Genomic DNA, 17,657 nt, shown 5'->3' with positions numbered 1-17,657 from the left:
TGACGTGCCCGCCATCCCACTGACGTGTGGGGAGCCCGGTCACTCCACCGCTACCCACGGCGGGTGGAGCCGAACGGGCCCCGGGAGCACGTCCTTGAAAACCGTTCTCAGCCGCTGTTGGCGGTCGTCCCCATACAGCTCAACAGCGTTCGGTGACTGATCCAACCGACCGGTTGGGTACCCTGCTCCTCCAGCACGGGAGCAGCGGTCACCTCGACGGAGACCAGCGAGTCGAGCGCGTCGACGAGCTTGCTCCCGGAAGCGATCGTCGGGGGGCTCTCCAGCAGGTCGCCGACCTCGCCGTTGTCCACGGTGCCGTCCCCGAGCACTTCGGCCACGGCCCCCGCCGTGACACACCCCTTGTAGCGCCCTTCGTCGTCCAGCACGGGCAGCACGGAGTCAGTGCTCTGGGCCAGCCGTCGCGCGGCTTCGGAGAGCCCGGTCCGCGTGGTCAACGTTTCCGGCAGCGGATCCATCACGTCGGAGACCGTGCGGTCCGGCAACCGACCACGCCGTTGCCTGGCGTCGAGGTCGATGCCGCGCCTGCTCAGCTTGGTGGTGTAGATCGTGTCCCTGCTGAGTGTTCTGCTGATCAACGTCGCGACCACGACGGCGAGCATCAGTGGCAGGATGATCGAGTACTGCCCGGTCAGCTCGAACAGGATGATCACAGCCGTCATGGGCGCCCGTGCCGATCCGGCGAAGGCCGCCCCCATTCCGATGAGCCCGTAGGCTCCCGGCGATCCGGCGATCTCCGGGATCAGTCCGTGAGCGACGAGACCGAACGCGGTGCCGCCCATGCCGCCGATGAACAGGGCGGGTGCGAACACGCCCCCGGATCCGCCGATGCCGATGGTGAGGCTGGTGGCGATCATCTTGCCCAGTAGCAGTATCACCAGGAACCAGATGGCGTAGTTGCCGTTGATGGCGTTGCCCAGCACCGGATAGCCGACGCCGTACATCTGCGGCAGCACCAGCAACAGCAGGCCGAGGAACAACCCGCCGACGCCGGGACGCAGCCACTCCGGACCGCGCCATATTCGGTCGCAGAGGTCCTCTATGCGGTAGAGGACCTTGGAGAACAGCACCCCGGCGGCACCGATGAGCACGCCGAGCAGCGCGAACAGCAGGAATTCGCTCGGGTTCCGCAGGTGGAAGTCGGGCAGCGAGAGGAACGCCTCGTTGCCCATCACGGCGCGTCCGATCACGCTGGCGGTGACGCTGGACAGCACCACGGCGCCGAAGGACTCCACCGTGAAGTCGCGCAGGATGAGCTCCATCGCGAAGAACGGTCCCGCCATGGGGGCGTTGAACGTGGCGGCGATGCCGCCTGCCGCGCCGCAGGCGACCAGCACTCGCATTCTCCGCTCGGTGAGCCGCATGCCGCGTCCCATGGTCGAGCCGAGCGCGGACCCGATCTGCACGATCGGACCTTCCCTGCCGACTGATCCGCCACCACCGATGCACAGCGCTGAGGCCAGAGCCTTGACCAGACTGACCTGAGGTTTTATCCGGCCGCCGCGTTCCGATACGGCGTACATGACCTCGGGAACACCGTGTCCCTTGGCTTCGGGAGCGAACCAGTAGACCAGTGGGCCGTAGATGAGTCCCGCGATGGCGGGGACCAGCACCAGAAACCAGATTCCGAGGCCGGGCAACCAGGGGTGTGGCGCACCGGGCACGTCGGTGTATTCGGGACGTCCGGAGAACAGCTCGGTCGCGGACGTGATCAGCCACCGAAAGGCTATGGCGCCGAGCCCCGAACCGAGGCCGACCAGCAGTGCGAGGGCCATCAGGCCGCTGCCACGTTCGCGGAGCCAGATCCCGATCCGCCCACGTACCGCTACGGGCAGGGCTATCGATCGTTTTACGGCTTCCGCCATCACCGTTGCATGATGCAACTCTTGCCCTGTACACGTCAATGTGAAAATGGCGACATGCGTAACGAAATGCCGCCGCACGGTGACGAGGTGGACGCGATCACCGAGGCGGTACTGACCGCTTCCCGGTTACTGGTGGGAGTCTCGGCGAAATCGGTCGCCGCGGTTGCCGGGCCGATCACGCTGCCGCAGTTCCGACTGCTGGTGGCCCTCGGCTCGCGGGGCCCGTTGAAGCTGGTCTCGCTCGCGGAGATGCTGGGAGTGAATCCGTCCACGGCGACCAGAACGGTGGACAGGCTGGTCACAGCGGGGTGGGCGCAGCGCAACAGCAATCCCGAGTCCCGGCGGGAGATCACGGTCAGCCTCACCGAAGCGGGCCGCGACCTGGTGGATCGGGTCACCGAGTACCGCCGTAGCGAGATCTCGGCCATCGTCGAACGAATCCCGCACGAGGATCGCGCTGGGTTGGTGCGGGCGTTGCAGGCCTTCACCGAAGCGGGGGAGGAACCACCACCACGTGCCTCCCCCTACGACGCGGGACTGACCGAGTGGCGTTGAGCCACCCGGTCGGCACCGGTCGGATTCGTCAGGTCCCTCGCGAGAGCTCGACGACCTCGCCGTCACCGCCCGCCCGGAACACCGGTGCCGTACTCGCCAGCTCCCGAACCGCCGCCACCGAGTCGGCATCCACTTCACCAGCGTCAGTGACAACGGCCGCCGCTTCCAGCTCCTCGGCCCCACTGGAGGTGGCGGCGGCCACCGCCACCTGCAACGCGGTCAGCCGCAGCGCGGTCAATCGCACGGTGCAGCCGGTGTAGGTTCTGCCGTCGGTGTCGCGCACGGCGGCGCCCTCCGCCGCGCCGATGCGCGCCCGCGCCGACCGCGCCAACGTCACGATCTTGCCGTCCTCGGGGTCGAGCCGCTCGGCCACGGTCTCGATGCGTTCAGCCATGCTGCGAATTCCTTTCGTCATCGGCGGTGTTGTGCCCGTTGGACTCACTCGCCCTGCGAACCAGCAACGCGTTGATCCGGATACGCCCGCGATGGTCCTTACCCCCTTCGGCACGCAACCGGAGTCCGGATATCTCGGCCTCGGCCCCGGGGAGGGGGACACGGCCGAGGCGCTGCGCGAGCAACCCGCCGACGGTCTCGACCTCGGAATCGTCGAGCTCCACCTCGAACAGGCTCGCGAGATCGGCCACCGGCAACCGTGAACTGACCCGAACCAGTTCCTCGTCGAGCCACTCGACCGGACGGTGTTCCTCCCGGTCTGACTCGTCGGTGATCTCACCGACGATCTCCTCGATGATGTCCTCGATGGTCAGCAGTCCCGCCGTGCCGCCGTACTCGTCCACGGCTATAGCCATGTGACTGCGCGAGAGCTGCATCTCCTTGAGCAACTCGTCCAGCCGCTTGGAATCCGGCACGAAACTGGCCTCCCGCATCAGCTCGGAGACCCGGACGCTCTCGGAATCGGAGGACTCGCCGCGCTCGGTGGTCATCCTGGCCAGTTCCTTGAGCGTGACGATCCCGACGATGTCGTCGACACTGTCACCGATCACGGGAATACGGGAGAAACCGGAACGCAGGGCGAGCGCCAGTGCCTGCCGGGGAGTCTTGACGCGCTCGATCCAGATCATCTCGGTGCGCGGCACCATCACCTCGCGTGCCGTGGTGTCGCCGAGCTCGAAGACCGAGTGGATCATCTCGCGCTCACCGGCGGCGACCACGCCGCGTTCCCCGGCCAGATCGACGAGTTCCCGCAGCTCCACTTCCGAGGAGAACGGCCCCTCACGGAAACCACGGCCGGGAGTGATGGCGTTTCCCACGAAAATCAGCAACCGCGTCAGCGGGTTGAGCAGACGGGCCAGCACGGCTACCGGTCCCGCCACCACGAGTCCCACCCCGTAGGGATGCTGGCGACCTATGGTTCGCGGTCCCACGCCGACGAGCACGTAGGAAACCACCAACATGATCAGCACGGCGAACAGCACCGACCAGCCGGGCGTGGCGCTCACCTCGAGCACCATCACGGTTACCAGCACCGTCGCGGTGAGCTCGCAGGTCAACCGCAACAGCAGCAACAGGTTGACGTGCCTGGGGCGGTCGGCCAGCACCCTGGCGAACTGTGCCGCTCCGGCTCTTCCCTGCCGCAGTAGCTCCTCGACTCTGGCGTGCGAAGCCGTTCCGATGGCCGCGTCGGCAGCCGCGAACACACCGGCCGCCAACACCAACAACACGGCCCACACCAGCAGCGCCATGATTCCGGTGAACACTATGAGAAAGTCCGTTACCGTTCGGAATCGCCGTCGGCCGTGGCCTCCTGGGACTCGTCGAGCCCCACCACACCCAACACTCGTGAATCGGCGTCGCGTTGCTGTGCGGCGCGATCGGCCTCCGTCTTGGCCTCGCGGAACTCGGCGAGCAGCCGGTTCTGCAACGCGAACATCTCGCGCTCCTCCTCCGGCTCGGCGTGGTCATAGCCGAGCAGGTGCAGCACCCCGTGCACCGTGAGCAGGTAGAGTTCGTCCTCCATCCCGTGACCGGCCTTGCGTGCCTGATCCCTGGCGAACTCGGGACACAGCACGATGTCACCGAGCAGTCCCGGGCTGGTCTCGGTGGAGTCCTGCCCGCGTGGCGCCTCGTACTCCTCCATGGGGAACGCCATCACGTCGGTGGGACCTGACAGGTCCATCCAGCGCTCGTGCAGGTCGGCCATCACGTCGAGCTCGACCAGCACGATGGACAGCTCGGCCAACCTGCTCACGCCCATGCGGTCCAGCGTGAAGCGGGCAACGGAGACGATGGTGGTCTCGGGCACCCGTACGACGGACTCGTTGGCTATCTCGATACTCATGCCTGCTCGTGCGCCCGCCCCTCGGAGATTCGTGTCTTTCGGGCAGGATTGCCGCCCTCACCGTCCTGGTGTTCCTGCCAACGGTCGTACGCGTTGACGATCTCACCGACCAGGCGATGCCGCACCACGTCCTGGCTGTCCAGGGTCGAGAACAGGATGTCGTCGATCCCCTCCAGGATCTCGCGGACGACCTTGAGTCCGCTGCGCTGACCACCGGGCAGGTCGATCTGCGTCACGTCACCGGTAACCACGATCTTGGAGCCGAAACCCAACCTGGTCAGAAACATCTTCATCTGTTCCGGCGTGGTGTTCTGCGCCTCGTCGAGGATGATGAAGGCGTCGTTGAGGGTACGTCCGCGCATGTAAGCCAACGGGGCGACCTCGATGGTTCCGGCCTGGGTCAGCCTGGGGACCGATTCGGGGTCGATCATGTCGTACAGCGCGTCGTAGAGCGGCCGCAGATAGGGATCGATCTTCTCGTAGAGGCTTCCCGGCAGGTACCCCAACCGCTCCCCGGCCTCCACGGCGGGCCGGATGAGGATGATGCGGTTGACCTCCTTGGCCTGCAGAGCCTGCACCGCCTTGGCCATCGCCAGATAGGTCTTGCCGGTTCCGGCCGGTCCGATGCCGAAGACGACCGTGTTCTCGTCGATGGCGTCGACGTAGCGCTTCTGGTTGGCGGTCTTCGGACGGATACTGCGCCCGCGACGGGACAGCACGTCCATGGTCAGCACGTCACTGGGTGAGTCCCCGTTACTGGCGGAAAGCATCGTCACGCTGCGACGCACGATGTCGGGGGTGAGCTGGTTGCCCTTGGAAACCAGCTCGATGAGTTCGTCGAACACCCGCTCGGCGAACGCGACCTCGGTGGGCTCCCCGGAGATGCTCACCTCGTTGCCCCGTACGTGGACATCGGCGTCGAGTGCCTCCTCCGCGGTCCGAAGGTTCTCGTCCTTCGAGCCGAGCAGGGCGAGCACCGCCGTGTCGGGCACTGTTCGGGTGGACTGTGCCTTCTGGGGCTGGGACGACTCGTTTCCCGAACGAGCCGCCGCCCCGTCCGCTGCGGTTCCGGCCACGCTGTTACCGGCCTGCTTCCTGCGCTGAAGCGCGATTTCGGTACTGGATCCTGTCACTGTCAATGGTAGAGCAACGAACAACTGGATTAGCGCCGATGTTCGTTCCCCGGAACGCGCCGAGCACACCCCCGCTGTCGGTGTGGTCAGGTCGACCGGTCAGGCCAACGGCCCCAACTGGCGTCCGCCGAGCAGGTGCAGATGCACGTGGAAGATGGTCTGCCCGGCATCGGAGTTGGTGTTGAACAACAGGCGGTACCCCGATTCCGTGATCCCCTCGCTCTCGGCGATCCGGCCCGCCACCCTGACGAGTTCGGACAACAGCTCCGGATCCGCCGCGGCCAGCTCGGCCGCGTTGCGGTACCGCTCGCGGGGGACCACCAGCACGTGGACCGGCGCCTGCGGGCTGATGTCGCGGATCGCGATCGTGCGCTCGTCGGTGTGCACGAAATCGGCGGGGATCTCGCCCGCGATCATCCGTTCGAACAGGGAGGGTTCGGTATCGGTCATGCCCGCGAGACTATCCACCACCGATCACGCCGTGACCGGGTGCTCCGCTCGATCCCCGATCCCGACCCCCGATCACCGCCAGCGGGGCGTGAGTGCGCCCAGCGCTCCGAGCGCCACGGCACCCGCGGTGGAGGCCCGCAGCACCTCGTGCCCCAGTCGGACCGGTCGGACCCCCGCCGCACGCAGTGTAGACAGCTCCTGATCGGTGATGCCGCCCTCCGGGCCGACGACCACGGCGATCTCACCGGCTGTGGGCAGCTCGACGTCGGCCAGTCCGAGCTCGGCGGACTCGTGCAGCACGAAAGCGGCCTCGCGGCCACGCAGCGTCTCCGCGACCTCCGAGGTGGAGCAGGGCTCGGTCACCGTGGGGATCCAGGCCCTGCGTGCCTGTTTGGCGGCCTGCAGCGCGGAATTGCGCCACCGCGCCAGTGCCTTGGCGCCACGAGGGCCGTCCTCCCAGCGCGCCACACAACGCTCGGCCCGCCAGGGAGTGACGAGATCGACCCCCGCCTCCGTGGCCAGTTCGACGGCGAGTTCACCACGGTCACCCTTGACCAGCGCCTGGACCAGCCGAACCCGGGGTTCGGCGGCGGGGACCCTGTCCCGCCGCACCACCTCCAGGTCCAGGGCGTCCCTGGCGACCTCGGTCACCAGACACTCGGCCACACCGCCCCGTCCGTCCGACAGCAACAGCCGGGCGCCGGAACGCATCCGACGCACCGTGGCGGCGTGCTTGCCCTCGGGGCCGTCCAGCCGGGTGAGCTCGCCCGTGGGCAGCTCCTCGACCGAGAAGACCGGGAGGGTGGATGACATCGCGCTAACCCCTTCCGGGAGACGAGCCGAAACACGTTGGACGGCCAGGCCGCGCGGGGACCGCGTCCCGTTCCGACCCCGCGAGCACGGGGCCGGGCGGAACCAGCGATGTGGACGGGATCAGCGGTGACCGAAGCCTCGGAAACGGGAGAAGATGCCGTTGCGATGCCCGTTGCCACCGGCACTGACGGTGGGTTCGGGCTGCTCCTCCTCACGCACGGTGGCCAACTGCCGCAGCAGGTCGGCCTGGTCCTCGTCCAGTTTCGTCGGCACCCGCACATCCAGGTGAACGTGCAGGTCACCGTGGCCGCTCACCCGCCCGTTGGAACGCAGCTTGGGCAACCCACGGCCGTCGAGCACGTACTCGGTACCCGGCTGCGTGCCGGGCTCGACCGTCAGCTCCTCCTCGTCCTCGAGGGTTCGGATGTTGACCACCGTGCCCAGCGCCGCCGCGGTCATGGGCACCTGGACGTGGCAGTGCAGATCGGCACCGTCGCGGACGAACCGCTCGTGTTGCAGTTCCTCGACCTCGACGAACAGGTCGCCGGCGGGACCACCGCCGGGGCCGACCTCGCCCTCACCGGCGAGCCGGACCCGCATCCCGTCACCGACACCGGCCGGGATCTTCACCGTGATGGTGCGCCGGGAACGCACCCGCCCGTCGCCACCGCACTGCTGGCAGGGATCCGTGATCACCTCGCCGAAGCCGCGGCAGACGGGGCAGGGACGCGAGGTCATGACCTGCCCGAGGAAGGAGCGCTGCACCGACTGGATCTCGCCGCGGCCCTCACAGGTGTCACAGGTGGAGGGGGCGCTGCCCGCGCTGGAGCCGCCACCCTCACAGGTGTCACAGACGACAGCCGTGTCGACGGTGACATCGCGGTTGACTCCCTGGGCGCACTCCTCCAGCGTCAGCTCCAGCCGCAACAGGGCGTCGGATCCCTGCTGCATCCGGCTGCGCGGTCCACGTCCGGCGGCGCCGCCGGATCCGCCACCGAAGAACGCGTCCATGATGTCGCCGAGGCCGCCGAATCCGGCGAAGGGGTCACCACCGGCGCGACCGCCCGCGGCACCTCCCCCGCTGTCCATCGGGTCCCCGCCCAGGTCGACCATCTGGCGCTTCTGGGGATCCGAAAGAACTTCGTAAGCAGTGCTTACCTCTCGGAAGCGCTCCTGCGCGCCGTCCTCCTGGTTGACGTCGGGATGGAGTTCCCGCGCAAGCTTGCGGTAAGCCCGCTTGATCTGATCCTGGGTCGCGTCCTTCGATACCCCGAGGATCCCGTAGTAGTCCTTGGCCACCTTGTGCGCTCTTCCTCTGCTCGTCTAGCGGGTACATGCCGAAGAGTTCCGAAGGGCCGGTCGTGGCGCGCCACACGTGCCGACGCGGACGTCACCGCCCCGCCAGGATCTCTCCCACGTAGGACGCAACGGCACGAACCGCTGCCATCGTTCCCGGATAATCCATCCGAGTGGGGCCGACCACGCCCATCCCCCCCAGTACCGTCCCATGCGAACCGTAACCGGTGGAAACGACCGAGGTCGTCTGCATCTCCTCGGCCTCGTTCTCCATCCCGATACGAACCGTCACACCATCAGAGTCCCGTGCCGCCGCCAGCAGTCGCAGTACGACCACCTGCTCCTCGAGCGCTTCGAGCACCTGGCGCAACGACCCGGGGAAATCGGCGACGTTGCGGGTCAGATTGGGGGTTCCCCCGAGCACCATGCGCTCGTCGGGGTGTTCCACCAACGTCTCGATGAGCACCCCGCACACCCGGGACATGGTCTCCCGCAGCTCCGGGGGAGACTGCTCGGGGAGTTCGGCCACCGAAGCGGAGGCCTCGGCGAGCCGCTTGCCCGCCATCGCCGAGTTGAGCACGGTTCGCAGCCGCGACACGTCCTCCTCGCCGATGACATCACCCAGGTCGACCATACGCTGATCGACCCGCCCGGTGTCGGTGATCAGCACCAGCATGAGCCGCGCCGAAGTGATGGTCACCACCTCGACGTGACGCACGGTGGACTGGGTCAGCGTGGGGTACTGCACCACGGCCACCTGCTGCGTGAGCTGGGCCAGCAGCCGGACACTCCGCCGCATCACGTCGTCGAGATCCAGCGCGCCCTCCAGGAAGGCGTGGATGGCACGGCGTTCCGGCGAGGTGAGCGGTTTGATCTCGTGCAGCCGGTCGACGAAGGTCCGGTACCCGTGGTCGGTGGGAATCCGTCCCGCGCTGGTGTGCGGCTGCGCGATGAGCCCTTCCTCCTCGAGCACGGCCATGTCGTTGCGTACCGTGGCACTGGACACACCCAGATTGTGCTGCTCGACGAGCGTCTTGGAACCGACCGGCTCGTTGGTGGACACGTAGTCGGCAACGATCGCGCGCAGCACCTCGAACCGGCGCTCGTCCGCATTCACCAGCGTCACCTCCTCGTTCGGCGCGCCCCGGGATGGACACGTCCGACTCGGCAGACACACGTCCCGTGCCTGCGGTCCACCGTCCGAGTTTACGGTGTTTCGACCGCTGAGCCGAGGGCCACGAGGACGGTGGCGGGCAGGCGGCGGTCGTGAGTGCCGCGAAACCCGCTCTCACCGGTGTTCGGGCCCGGACGAGCACCGTAAGCGCCCGACGTGGCCGGGCCGGCGACCGCTCCCGGCAGGCAGGATTCCGACGAATCACCGTTTCCGGTGAACCACCCGCCGCACCTCCGAGACGCGCGGGACAGGTGTGGGTATCAACCGACGAGTCGGCGGACCACCCCGTCGGCCAGCAGTCTGCCGCGATCGGTGAGCACGCAGCGTCCCGAACGCAACTCCTCGCCCCGCAGCAGGCCGTCGGTCACGGCGCGCCGGGCCTCGGCGACTCCGGCGTCGTCGAGCACCTCGGTGGCGAGTCCCTCCCGCAGCCGCAGTTCCAGCATGACGCGTTCGACACGTCGGTCCTCCGCGTCGAGCACCTCTCGCCCCGCGGCAGGCGAGATCCCCTCTCCCAGGGCGGCCGCGTAACGGCTCGGGTACTTGAGATTCCACCACCGCACGCCACCGACGTGACTGTGCGCGCCGGGTCCCGCACCCCACCAGTCACCACCACGCCAGTAACCGATGTTGTGCGCGCAGCGTGCCGCTTCGCCGGTGGCCCAGTTGGAGACCTCGTACCAGTCGAATCCGGCCTTGGAGAGAACCCCGTCGACGAGCTCGTAATCGGCGGCCAACACGTCCTCGTCCGGCATCGGCAGCTCGCCGCGGCGGACCCGCCGAGCCATGGCGGTGCCGTCCTCGACGATCAGGGAGTAGGCCGAGACGTGGTCCACCCCGGCTTCCAGCACCGCTTCCAACGACCCCCGTAGGTCGTCGGTGCTCTCGCCTGGGGTTCCGTAGATGAGGTCGAGACTGACGTGCTCGAACCCCGCCGCCATCGCCTCACCCGCGGCGGCGACGGCACGGCCCGGGGTGTGCTTGCGGTCCAGCACCCGCAGTACGTGTTCGGCCGCGGACTGCATCCCCAGCGAAACCCTGGTGTAGCCCGCCCCGAGCAGGGCGGTGAACAGCTCCGGGGAGGTGGACTCCGGATTGGCCTCGGTGGTGACCTCGGCGTTCGGGGCGAGCCCGAAGGAGGCACGTACCGCGTCGAGCACCTCGCCCAGCCCCTCGCCACCCAGCAGTGAGGGGGTCCCGCCGCCGACGAAGACGGTTTCGGCGCGGGGAACCGCACGGTTGCCCTCCCCCAGCACCCGGGCCCCGAGCTCCAGTTCGGCCTTGAGAGCTTCGAGCCAGCCGCGGAAGCTGCCACCACCGGCGAGCTCGTCGGCGGTGTAGGTGTTGAAGTCGCAGTAACCGCACCTGGTGGCGCAGAACGGCACGTGCACGTATATCCCGAACGGCCGCTGTCCCACGCCACGCAGCGCGGTGGCGGGCAGCGTGCCCTGTTGCGGTGGTTGTTCGCCGGTCGGTGGATGCGTGCTCACGACACACATTCTCCCAGCGGGCCTTCGGGGGCCGACAGCAGCGCGAACTCCGTCTCCTCGTCGCCAGCACCTCGTCGACCCGGTTCTCGGAGCCGTTTCCGCGGCTGAACCCGCCGCGGGTGGCCGGGGCACACGGAGGTGCCACGCCGACCACCGATTCCGCCGACCCGCGGTGACCACGCGACGGCGATCGACTACAGTGCTCCACGAGTGTGAGGTTGCTCCCACCGGAAAGGGACGGCACCCGCGACGGGCCGCGGGTACCACGCCGGGCACCCGCTGTGTGCGGGTCTGTTCGCTCACAGGACCCGCCAACGTACGGGTGACGCGCTGTCCCAGCATGCGGATGATCCTGGACCGCCCGATACGTGCGTGGCACGCTGACGACCATGGACGCGACCCCCACCGAGCTGCTGCTGGTCGCCCGGCGTTACCTGGATCTACGGCGGGTCTCCAGCGCGCTGTGCCGGAGCACGGACTGTTGAAGTTTCCCGTTCGCACCTGACGGGTGCTCGCTCGGCGAATACGACGCGGTTTCCGCTTCCGGAGGCCCGGCGCCGAGTGGTCGCCCGCGTCGGTCCGATCGGAAACTCCCGGTAGTTCCTGTCGCGTTTCGTGTCCGCATCCGATCCGATGTGTCGGCAACCGGATCGTGAGCGTTCTTTTTCCCGTAAAACTCTCGCGGCGTAGTCACGCCATGTCATCGCGGAGGTCGGACGAATGGTCCCCCCGACGGAAGCACCGAGCCCCACACAACGCCGCGCACCCGCACGTAAGGGCAAGGGCCGCGCGGAGGGCCAGTGGGCGCTCGGTTACCGCGAACCGCTGAACGGCAACGAGCAGTCCAAGAAGGACGACAACCCACTCAACGTCCGCGGTCGTATCGAGAACATCTACGCGCAGCGTGGTTTCGACTCCATCGACCCCTCCGACCTGCGCGGTCGGTTCCGCTGGTGGGGCCTCTACACGCAGCGCGCTCCCGGCATCCCGGGCGCCCGGACGGGAACCATCGAGCCGGAGCAGCTGGACGACTCGTACTTCATGCTGCGCATCAGGGTCGACGGCGGCGCGCTGACCACCGAGCAACTGCGGGTGATCGGTGAGATCTCACAGACCTACGCCCGCGACACCGCCGACATCACCGACCGGCAGAACGTCCAGCTGCACTGGATCCGGGTGGAGGACATGCCCGCCATCTGGCAAAAGCTGGAGTCCGTCGGGCTGTACACCACCGAGGCCTGTGGTGACTGCCCCCGCGTCGTGCTCGGCTCCCCGGTGGCGGGCATCGCCGCCGATGAGATCGTCGACGCCACCCCGGCGATCAGGGAGATCACCGAACGCTACATCGGTGACGAATCACTTTCGAACCTGCCGCGCAAGTTCAAGACAGCCATCTCGGGGTCCCCGCGCCAGGACGTGGTTCACGAGACCAACGACATCTCGTTGATCGGGGTCGAGCACCCCGAGCACGGCCCCGGCTTCGACCTGTGGGTCGGCGGTGGCCTGTCCACCAACCCCAAGCTCGCGGTACGCCTGGGAGCCTGGGTTCCGGTGGAGGAGGTCGCCGAGGTCTGGAACGCCGTTGTGCAGATCTTCCGCGACTACGGTTACCGCAGGCTGCGCAACCGGGCGAGGATGAAGTTCCTGGTGTCGGACTGGGGTGCCGAGAAGTTCCGCGAGGTGTTGGAGAACGAGTACCTCGGTCGCGCGCTCATCGACGGTCCGGAACCGCCGTTGCCGGACGGACCCCGTGACCACGTGGGGGTGCACGAGCAGGTCGACGGCAACTACTACGTCGGCGTGACCTCCGTGGCGGGCAGGGTCGACGGCTCCAAGCTGATCGAGGTCGCCAAGGCCGCCGAACGCGCGGGATCGCGCCGGATCCGCACCACCGTGGAGCAGAACCTGCTGGTGCTCGACGTCCCCGGCTCCGAGGTGGAGAACCTCGTCGGCGACATGGACCGGCTCGACCTGCGGGCACGGCCCTCTTCCTGGCGACGCAGCGTCATGGCGTGCACGGGAATCGAGTTCTGTAAGCTGGCGATCGTCGAGACGAAGAACCGTGCCATGGAGCTGGTCGAGGATCTGGAACGCAGACTTGAGGACGTGCAGGGCGACATCGACAAACCCGTCACGGTCAACCTGAACGGCTGCCCGAACGCCTGCGCCCGCACCCAGGTCGCCGACATCGGCCTCAAGGGCCAGCTGGTGCAGGACGAGCAGGGCAACCAGGTCGAGGGCTTCCAGGTGCACCTGGGGGGCGGTCTCGGCAGGGACGCGGGCTTCGGACGCAAGATCCGGGGGCACAAGGTGACTTCCGCCGAGGTGGGTGACTACGTGGAACGCCTGGTGCGTCGTTACGTCGAGCAGCGCGGCGAGGACGAGACCTTCGCCGAGTGGACGAAACGCGTCGGTGACGAGGCGCTAACGTGAGTGGGGGGCGTTCGGCAGAACCGGGTCCCGAGGGCAGGGCCGTTCCGTTCTACTGCCCGTACTGCGGTGACGAGGAACTCACACCGGAGGCTGAACCCGTGGGCGCGTGGAAATGTCAGGCGTGCCGTCGCGTGTTCACGGTGCGACTGGCCGGGTTGGCGTTGACAGAGGAGGACGAAGAACCATGACCACTGACAGCACCTCCCGAATCGGCTTTCGACGTGGTGACGACGAACTCCGCGCTCTGGCGGAGGACGCCTCCGAGCGACTCGCCGGGTCGAGCACATCGGAGGTACTCGACTGGGCCGCACGCACGTTCGGCGATAACCTGATCATGGCCTCCAACATGGAGGACGCCTCGTTGATAGACCTGGTCTCGAAGGTCCAGCCGGGCGTGGACGTGCTGTTCCTGGAAACCGGCTACCACTTCGCCGAGACGCTCGGTACTCGCGACGCGGTCGCGCAGACCTACGACGTCAACATCATCGACGCGATGCCCGAACAGACGGTCGAACAGCAGGACGCCACCGAGGGGGCGAGGCTCTACGAACGGGACCCCGGCCGGTGCTGCCACCTGCGCAAGGTTCTTCCGCTGCGCAACACGCTGGCCCGCTACGAGGCCTGGATCACCGGTCTGCGACGCGTGGATTCGCCGAGCAGGGCCGACACTCCCCTCGTGACCTGGGACGAACGCAACAACCTCGTGAAGGTGAATCCGCTCGCGGCGTGGACCGACGAGGACATGGACAATTACATCGCCGAGCACAATGTGCTGGTGAACCCCCTGGTCCCCGCCGGCTTTCCCTCGATCGGGTGTCAGCCGTGCACCGCCAAGCCCGCACCGGGCGCGGATCGGCGCAGTGGCCGCTGGGCCGGTAGCACGAAGACGGAGTGCGGATTGCACGCCTAAGCCCGCGGACTCGGGAACTCCGGGGGAAAATGCCGGTACGACCGGCACCAGAACATCACCCGATGGGATGAACTGGTAACTGTGTAAGGGCACGCTGATGACGACGGAAGCGATCATGGATCAAAATCTCGACCTACCGGAAGATCCGGCGACATCCGAGGCACCACCACAAGTGGACAACCTCGATGCGCTGGAATCCGAGGCGATCCACATCTTCCGGGAGGTCGCTGGGGAGTTCGATCGCCCGGTGATCCTGTTCTCCGGAGGCAAGGATTCCACGGTGCTGCTGCACCTGGCACTGAAGGCGTTCCGGCCCGCCCCCGTGCCGTTCCCGCTGCTGCACGTGGACACCGGGCACAACTTCGAGGAAGTGCTGCGGTTCCGCGACGAGCTGGTCAGCCGCCACGATCTGCGACTGGTCGTGGCCAGGGTCCAGGACTGGATCGACGACGGCAGGCTCAGCGAACGGCCGGACGGTACCCGCAATCCGCTGCAGACGCAGCCACTGCTGGAGGCGATCGAGCAGAACCGCTTCGACGCCGTGTTCGGCGGCGGCAGGCGTGACGAGGAGCGTGCCCGCGCCAAGGAGCGCGTCTTCAGCCTGCGCGACGCCTTCGGCCAGTGGGATCCCCGCAGGCAGCGCCCCGAGCTGTGGAACCTCTACAACGGCAAGCACCGGGCGGGCGAGCACATGCGGGTGTTCCCGCTGTCCAACTGGACCGAACTGGACGTGTGGCGCTATATCCAGCGCGAGAAGATCGAGCTCTCCAACCTCTACTACGCCCACCGCAGGGAAGTCTTCCATCGGGACGGCATGTGGCTGACCTCCGGCCCGTGGGGCGGGCCGCGCGAGGACGAGGAAGTCCACGAGAAGACGGTTCGCTACCGCACCATCGGGGACGGCTCGTGCACCGGCGCGGTGGAGTCCGAGGCGTACACGGTGGACGACGTGATCGCCGAGGTCGCCGCCAGCCACCTCACGGAGCGAGGGGCGACCCGAGCCGACGACAGGATGTCCGAGGCAGCCATGGAGGACCGTAAGCGGGAGGGCTACTTCTGATGAGCAACGAGACCGAAACCCTCACCCGGTTCGCTCCCGACAGCGGAACCGAAGTGGCACTTCCGGTGCACACCGACCTGTTGCGGCTGGCCACGGCGGGATCGGTGGACGACGGCAAGAGCACGCTGGTGGGACGGCTGCTGCACGACACCAAGTCGGTGCTGGCCGACCAGCTCGACGCGGTACACCGCGCCAGCGCCGACCGCGGGCTGAGCACTCCGGACCTGTCGTTGCTGGTCGACGGGCTGCGCGCGGAGCGCGAGCAGGGCATCACCATCGATGTCGCCTACCGCTACTTCGCGACCGGCAAGCGCACTTTCGTGTTGGCCGACACCCCCGGCCACGTGCAGTACACCAGGAACACCGTCACCGGTGCCTCCACGGCGCAGCTCGCGGTGCTGCTGGTCGACGCCCGCAAGGGTGTGGTGGAGCAGACCAGGAGGCACGCCGCGGTACTGGCGCTGCTCGGCGTACCGCGACTGGTACTGGCGATCAACAAGATCGACATGGTCGACTTCGACGAGTCGGTGCACACCGCCATAGCCCAGGACTTCGCACAGCACGCCAGGGCCCTGGGCTACTCCGACGAGGACGTGGTCACGGTCCCGGTTTCGGCACTGCACGGTGACAACGTCGTGGAACGTTCCGAGCGCACGCCCTGGTACGAGGGCCCCGCCCTGCTGGAGCACCTGGAAACGGTTCCGGTCGCTCCGGACCCGCACGACGTTCCGTTCCGGTTGCCAGTGCAGTACGTGATCCGGCCGCGTACCGCCGACCACCCGGACTACCGCGGTTACGCGGGGCAGGTCGCCGCGGGAGTGGTCAACGAGGACGACGAGGTGGTGGTGCTCCCGAGCGGAGCGCGCAGCAGGGTCTCCATGGTGGACACCCCGGACGGCCGGGCGCAGAGCGCTGCGGCCGGACGTTCGATCACCGTGCTGCTGGAGGACGACCTGGACATCGCACGCGGCGACGTCATCGTCTCGGCCGAGGAACAGCCCCGGGTGACCGACGAGTTCGACGCCACGGTCTGCTGGCTCGCCGAGAAGCCCCTCTCGCCGAACGCGAAGGTGCTGATCAAGCACGGCGCCCGGACCGTGCAGGCCATGGCCACCGAACTGTCCACCCGCTTCGACGAGCAGGAACTGTCGAGCGTGGACGCCCCGGACAAGCTGGAGCTCAACGAGATCGGCAAGATCCGGTTCCGCACCTCGGAGTCGTTGCCGATCGACGACTACGCGGACAGCAGGCGCACCGGTTCGTTCATCGTGCTCGATCCCTCCGACGGTTCCACGCTCGCGGCGGGCCTGATCGGTGTTCCGCTGGCCCCGCTGGCCTCGGCAGTGACTCGATGACGACCCCAGCGACTCGATGACGACCGGAGTTCCCGGATGAGCGCACCGCTGGTCGCGGTGGCGCACGGCAGTCGGGACCCACGTTCGGCAGCCACGATCCAGGGGCTGCTGGACGTGGTCCGCTCCGTCCGCCCCGAACTTGACGTACGAACCGCGTTCCTGGAGCTGTCAGCGCCACGGCTCGGCGACGTGCTCGACGCCGTGCACGCCGACGGCAACAGGCGGGCCGTCATCGTTCCGCTGTTGCTCGGCCACGCCTACCACGCGAGCGTGGACATCCCGAACGCGGCGCGGGAGGCCGAACGCCGCAATCCGCTGCTGCGGCTGTGCACGGCCGAAGTGCTCGGACCGGACCCCAGGTTGCGGCAGGCGGCGTGGCGGCGGCTGACCGAGAGCGGTGCCGATCCGGCCGATCCGGAACTCGGTGTCGTACTGGCCGGTGCGGGCTCGGCGCACGACTCCGCGAACGGGCTGGTCTCCGATGTGGCCGGATTCTGGCAGCGGCACAGTCGTTGGGCCGGTACCGTGGCGGCGTTCGCCGCCGCTGCCGAGCCCGACGTACCCACCGCGCTGGAGCTGCTGCGTGCGCGGGGAGCACGGCGGTTCGCCGTCGGCTCGTGGTTCCTGGCTCCCGGCAGACTGCCCGACCGAGTGCTCGAACGGGCCGCCGAACACGCCGATCACCCGCTGCTGGCGGACACGATGGGAGCGGCACCGGAACTGGCCGAGCTGGTGATCGAACGGTACGAGGCGGCACTGGCCGCCAGGCCCGGGGCGCTGGCACACGCCACTTGAGGACGCACGGC

Annotated in this window: 18 protein-coding genes; 8 read left to right on the top strand and 10 right to left on the bottom strand. The window is 67.9% G+C overall.

Features of this window, described 5'->3' with window-relative positions; translation table 11 throughout:
* Positions 1-107 precede the first annotated feature (107 nt).
* Positions 108-1,883, bottom strand: coding sequence for a chloride channel protein (locus J2S53_RS00210; RefSeq protein ID WP_456239245.1), 1,776 nt, complete (start codon positions 1,881-1,883; stop codon positions 108-110).
* 54 nt (positions 1,884-1,937) lie between these two features.
* Here J2S53_RS00210 and J2S53_RS00205 point away from each other — a divergent pair, with 54 nt between their 5' ends.
* On the top strand, positions 1,938-2,438 hold the full coding sequence (locus tag J2S53_RS00205; protein WP_456239244.1) for a MarR family winged helix-turn-helix transcriptional regulator: 501 nt from the start codon (positions 1,938-1,940) through the stop codon (positions 2,436-2,438).
* Positions 2,439-2,466: 28 nt separating this feature from the next.
* Here J2S53_RS00205 and J2S53_RS00200 read toward each other — a convergent pair whose 3' ends face one another.
* From J2S53_RS00200 to hemW, 9 genes are all read right to left on the bottom strand, one after another.
* A complete protein-coding gene (locus J2S53_RS00200; RefSeq protein ID WP_456239243.1) occupies positions 2,467-2,832 on the bottom strand; it encodes a cytidine deaminase in 366 nt (121 codons plus the stop codon).
* Positions 2,825-4,141 (bottom strand): hemolysin family protein, encoded by a 1,317-nt coding sequence (locus J2S53_RS00195; RefSeq protein ID WP_175530014.1) that lies wholly within the window; start codon positions 4,139-4,141, stop codon positions 2,825-2,827. Before J2S53_RS00195 ends, J2S53_RS00200 begins: the two co-directional genes overlap by 8 nt.
* Before the next feature lie 29 nt (positions 4,142-4,170).
* Complete coding sequence (ybeY, locus tag J2S53_RS00190) at positions 4,171-4,737, bottom strand: rRNA maturation RNase YbeY (protein ID WP_092923436.1); 567 nt, start codon at positions 4,735-4,737, stop codon at positions 4,171-4,173.
* Positions 4,734-5,813: a PhoH family protein gene (locus J2S53_RS00185; RefSeq protein WP_456242660.1), complete on the bottom strand. Its 1,080-nt coding sequence runs from the start codon at positions 5,811-5,813 to the stop codon at positions 4,734-4,736. Before J2S53_RS00185 ends, ybeY begins: the two co-directional genes overlap by 4 nt.
* 156 nt (positions 5,814-5,969) lie before the next feature.
* Positions 5,970-6,320, bottom strand: a complete 351-nt coding sequence (locus tag J2S53_RS00180) for a histidine triad nucleotide-binding protein (RefSeq protein ID WP_456239242.1) — start codon at positions 6,318-6,320, stop codon at positions 5,970-5,972.
* 72 nt (positions 6,321-6,392) lie between these two features.
* Complete coding sequence (locus J2S53_RS00175; protein WP_456239241.1) at positions 6,393-7,133, bottom strand: 16S rRNA (uracil(1498)-N(3))-methyltransferase; 741 nt, start codon at positions 7,131-7,133, stop codon at positions 6,393-6,395.
* Positions 7,134-7,253: 120 nt separating this feature from the next.
* A complete protein-coding gene (gene dnaJ, locus J2S53_RS00170) occupies positions 7,254-8,432 on the bottom strand; it encodes a molecular chaperone DnaJ (protein ID WP_092975443.1) in 1,179 nt (392 codons plus the stop codon).
* A 91-nt stretch (positions 8,433-8,523) separates the two neighbouring features.
* The gene (gene hrcA, locus J2S53_RS00165) at positions 8,524-9,549 is read right to left on the bottom strand and encodes a heat-inducible transcriptional repressor HrcA (protein WP_165400776.1); all 1,026 of its coding nucleotides are present in this window, start codon (positions 9,547-9,549) and stop codon (positions 8,524-8,526) included.
* Positions 9,550-9,863: 314 nt separating this feature from the next.
* Positions 9,864-11,102: a radical SAM family heme chaperone HemW gene (gene hemW / locus J2S53_RS00160; protein WP_456239240.1), complete on the bottom strand. Its 1,239-nt coding sequence runs from the start codon at positions 11,100-11,102 to the stop codon at positions 9,864-9,866.
* A 380-nt stretch (positions 11,103-11,482) separates the two neighbouring features.
* Here hemW and J2S53_RS00155 point away from each other — a divergent pair, with 380 nt between their 5' ends.
* The 7 genes from J2S53_RS00155 to J2S53_RS00125 all read left to right on the top strand — a co-directional run bounded on the left by J2S53_RS00155 (position 11,483) and on the right by J2S53_RS00125 (position 17,646).
* Positions 11,483-11,578: a putative leader peptide gene (locus J2S53_RS00155; RefSeq protein ID WP_342752520.1), complete on the top strand. Its 96-nt coding sequence runs from the start codon at positions 11,483-11,485 to the stop codon at positions 11,576-11,578.
* A gap of 235 nt (positions 11,579-11,813) precedes the next feature.
* The gene (locus J2S53_RS00150) at positions 11,814-13,526 is read left to right on the top strand and encodes a nitrite/sulfite reductase (protein WP_092975449.1); all 1,713 of its coding nucleotides are present in this window, start codon (positions 11,814-11,816) and stop codon (positions 13,524-13,526) included.
* Positions 13,523-13,714, top strand: a complete 192-nt coding sequence (locus J2S53_RS00145) for an eL43 family ribosomal protein (protein ID WP_092630667.1) — start codon at positions 13,523-13,525, stop codon at positions 13,712-13,714. The genes J2S53_RS00150 and J2S53_RS00145 overlap by 4 nt, the downstream gene beginning before the upstream one ends.
* On the top strand, positions 13,711-14,436 hold the full coding sequence (locus J2S53_RS00140; RefSeq protein ID WP_456239239.1) for a phosphoadenylyl-sulfate reductase: 726 nt from the start codon (positions 13,711-13,713) through the stop codon (positions 14,434-14,436). Before J2S53_RS00145 ends, J2S53_RS00140 begins: the two co-directional genes overlap by 4 nt.
* Before the next feature lie 115 nt (positions 14,437-14,551).
* Positions 14,552-15,496, top strand: coding sequence for a sulfate adenylyltransferase subunit CysD (cysD, locus tag J2S53_RS00135; RefSeq protein ID WP_175496684.1), 945 nt, complete (start codon positions 14,552-14,554; stop codon positions 15,494-15,496).
* Positions 15,496-16,851, top strand: coding sequence for a sulfate adenylyltransferase subunit 1 (locus J2S53_RS00130; protein ID WP_456239238.1), 1,356 nt, complete (start codon positions 15,496-15,498; stop codon positions 16,849-16,851). Before cysD ends, J2S53_RS00130 begins: the two co-directional genes overlap by 1 nt.
* Before the next feature lie 36 nt (positions 16,852-16,887).
* Positions 16,888-17,646 (top strand): sirohydrochlorin chelatase, encoded by a 759-nt coding sequence (locus tag J2S53_RS00125; RefSeq protein ID WP_456239237.1) that lies wholly within the window; start codon positions 16,888-16,890, stop codon positions 17,644-17,646.
* Positions 17,647-17,657 lie beyond the last annotated feature (11 nt).

This window comes from Actinopolyspora lacussalsi, assembly GCA_030803735.1.
GTDB classification, from domain to species: Bacteria; Actinomycetota; Actinomycetes; order Mycobacteriales; family Pseudonocardiaceae; genus Actinopolyspora; species Actinopolyspora lacussalsi.
This window is presented reverse-complemented; position numbering and strand designations above follow the sequence as displayed.

Coding starts and splice junctions, on each gene's coding strand:
- J2S53_RS00210 (WP_456239245.1), bottom strand. CDS start 1,883: ATGGCGGAAGCCGTAAAACGATCGATAGCCCTGCCCGTAGCGGTACGT.
- J2S53_RS00205 (WP_456239244.1), top strand. CDS start 1,938: ATGCGTAACGAAATGCCGCCGCACGGTGACGAGGTGGACGCGATCACC.
- J2S53_RS00200 (WP_456239243.1), bottom strand. CDS start 2,832: ATGGCTGAACGCATCGAGACCGTGGCCGAGCGGCTCGACCCCGAGGAC.
- J2S53_RS00195 (WP_175530014.1), bottom strand. CDS start 4,141: ATGGCGCTGCTGGTGTGGGCCGTGTTGTTGGTGTTGGCGGCCGGTGTG.
- ybeY (WP_092923436.1), bottom strand. CDS start 4,737: ATGAGTATCGAGATAGCCAACGAGTCCGTCGTACGGGTGCCCGAGACC.
- J2S53_RS00180 (WP_456239242.1), bottom strand. CDS start 6,320: ATGACCGATACCGAACCCTCCCTGTTCGAACGGATGATCGCGGGCGAG.
- J2S53_RS00175 (WP_456239241.1), bottom strand. CDS start 7,133: ATGTCATCCACCCTCCCGGTCTTCTCGGTCGAGGAGCTGCCCACGGGC.
- hemW (WP_456239240.1), bottom strand. CDS start 11,102: ATGTGTGTCGTGAGCACGCATCCACCGACCGGCGAACAACCACCGCAA.
- J2S53_RS00155 (WP_342752520.1), top strand. CDS start 11,483: ATGGACGCGACCCCCACCGAGCTGCTGCTGGTCGCCCGGCGTTACCTG.
- J2S53_RS00150 (WP_092975449.1), top strand. CDS start 11,814: ATGGTCCCCCCGACGGAAGCACCGAGCCCCACACAACGCCGCGCACCC.
- J2S53_RS00140 (WP_456239239.1), top strand. CDS start 13,711: ATGACCACTGACAGCACCTCCCGAATCGGCTTTCGACGTGGTGACGAC.
- cysD (WP_175496684.1), top strand. CDS start 14,552: ATGGATCAAAATCTCGACCTACCGGAAGATCCGGCGACATCCGAGGCA.
- J2S53_RS00130 (WP_456239238.1), top strand. CDS start 15,496: ATGAGCAACGAGACCGAAACCCTCACCCGGTTCGCTCCCGACAGCGGA.
- J2S53_RS00125 (WP_456239237.1), top strand. CDS start 16,888: ATGAGCGCACCGCTGGTCGCGGTGGCGCACGGCAGTCGGGACCCACGT.